Genomic DNA, 1485 nt, shown 5'->3' with positions numbered 1-1485 from the left:
CGCGATGGACCCGTTTCTTCGCAGCGTCGAAGAGACCTTCCGGCGTCACGGGATCGAGGCTGTCCTCGATCCCGAGGGCGTGGCACGCCCGGTGCGGCTGCTTCCGGCGCGGCCGGATGAGATCGCTGATTTTCGCAGCCTGCAGGTGCAGTCGGAGGCTGGCATGTTCGAGATCCTCGCCTCCGATTTCGAGGGCTTCTCCAAGGGGACGATCCTCGGCATCGGGTCCGAGCGGCGCAAGGTGCAGCACGTCCGGACGCGGGACCCGCGGCGCTACAAGGTGCTGCTGAACACCGTGGAGCAGCCTGCATGAAGGAGCGGATCAGCGTTGCCCTGACCGGCAACCTCGAGGAATTCATGGAAGAGGAACTCGATCTCGCCGAGCGCGCGATCACCGCCGGGGTCCGTTCGGCCGGGGCGCGGGCCAAGCGGCTCCTGCGCCAGGACGTGCTGGCGGGCGGGCTTGGTCCGCGCCTTGCGCGGTCGTGGCGTCAGAAGGACTATCCACGCGGTCAGGCTTCGCTGGCGGCCGCCTCGATCATCTACACCAAGGCTCCCGAATTGCTGCGTGTGTTCGATGAGGGCGCAACGATCCGCTCGGCCGACGGCTTTTACCTCGCGATCCCGACCCCGGATGCCCCCAAGCTCGGCGAGGGGCGCAAGCGGCTCACGCCGTCGAACTTTCCCGAGCACCGCTTCGGGCCGCTGCGCTTCGTCTATCGCGAGCACGGCGCCTCACTGCTGGTGGTCGACAACCAGCGCCAGCGCCAGGGCAAGCGGGGCGGCTACGCGCTCTCGAAGAGCAAGCGCGCGCTGAAGACTGGGCACGGGCTGATGACCGTGCCGATGTTCTTCCTGGTGCCGCGCGTTCGACTGAAACGCCGGCTCAACATCGACAAGAACCTGCATCTCGCCATGCGCAGCCTTGCCGAGGACATCGACACGGCGTTCCGCACGCTGCGTCGCCGCAAGAGAAGGCGCAAATGATGCCAAGCACCCATGAAACCGCGATCGCCGCGTTGGTCGCAGCTCTGGCCCCGCATCCCGCGCGGGTGCTGCGCGAGGTGGAGTACCCAGAATTTTGCCCGCCCGAGGGCTTGATCAATGTCCAGCCGGAAGATCCGGACGAGGGCGAGCAGCATCTCGGCACCGGGACGCGCGAGTTCGAGCGTGACATCGACCTCGAGTGCGTCGTGCAGGGATCGGACGCCGAGGAGCGCGATGCTGCCCTTGATGCCTTGATGCAGGGCGTGGCGGCGCTGCTGCTCGCCGACCGCTCGCTTGGCGGCGCGGTGACCTACCTGCGAGTCAATGCCCCGCAGGGAACCGACGTGGTGCCGATGGACGGCGCGGAGAGCCTGAAAGGCGCCGATCTGCCGGTGACGATCTACTACGAAACCCCCGACAACCCGATGGAGTGATCCCATGACCTTTGCGCGTGGAAACGAGGCGCGGCTGCTGTCGCGCCAACAGGCGAGTTTTGGC

3 protein-coding genes are annotated in these 1485 nt (G+C 67.0%); all 3 read left to right on the top strand.

The genetic code is table 11. From position 1 onward, the window contains the following. Window positions 1–313: hypothetical protein (locus tag G0Q01_RS25640; RefSeq protein WP_235940415.1), on the top strand; the 313-nt coding region annotated here is incomplete at its 5' end. Continuing rightward, window positions 310–987 (top strand): DUF6441 family protein, encoded by a 678-nt coding sequence (locus tag G0Q01_RS25635; protein ID WP_164196261.1) that lies wholly within the window; start codon window positions 310–312, stop codon window positions 985–987. The genes G0Q01_RS25640 and G0Q01_RS25635, both read left to right, overlap by 4 nt. After that, window positions 984–1421, top strand: coding sequence for a hypothetical protein (locus tag G0Q01_RS25630; protein WP_235940413.1), 438 nt, complete (start codon window positions 984–986; stop codon window positions 1419–1421). Before G0Q01_RS25635 ends, G0Q01_RS25630 begins: the two co-directional genes overlap by 4 nt. Window positions 1422–1485 lie beyond the last annotated feature (64 nt).

Origin of the sequence: Salipiger sp. PrR007, assembly GCF_010499845.1 — a bacterium.
Lineage (GTDB): Bacteria > Pseudomonadota > Alphaproteobacteria > Rhodobacterales > Rhodobacteraceae > Salipiger > Salipiger pacificus_A.
The sequence above is the reverse complement of the archived record's forward strand: the minus strand, read 5'-3'. Positions and strand labels throughout refer to the sequence as shown.

Excerpts from the sequence above, each read along its gene's own strand:
- G0Q01_RS25630 (WP_235940413.1), top strand. The coding sequence starts at position 984 with ATGATGCCAAGCACCCATGAAACCGCGATCGCCGCGTTGGTCGCAGCT.
- G0Q01_RS25635 (WP_164196261.1), top strand. The coding sequence starts at position 310 with ATGAAGGAGCGGATCAGCGTTGCCCTGACCGGCAACCTCGAGGAATTC.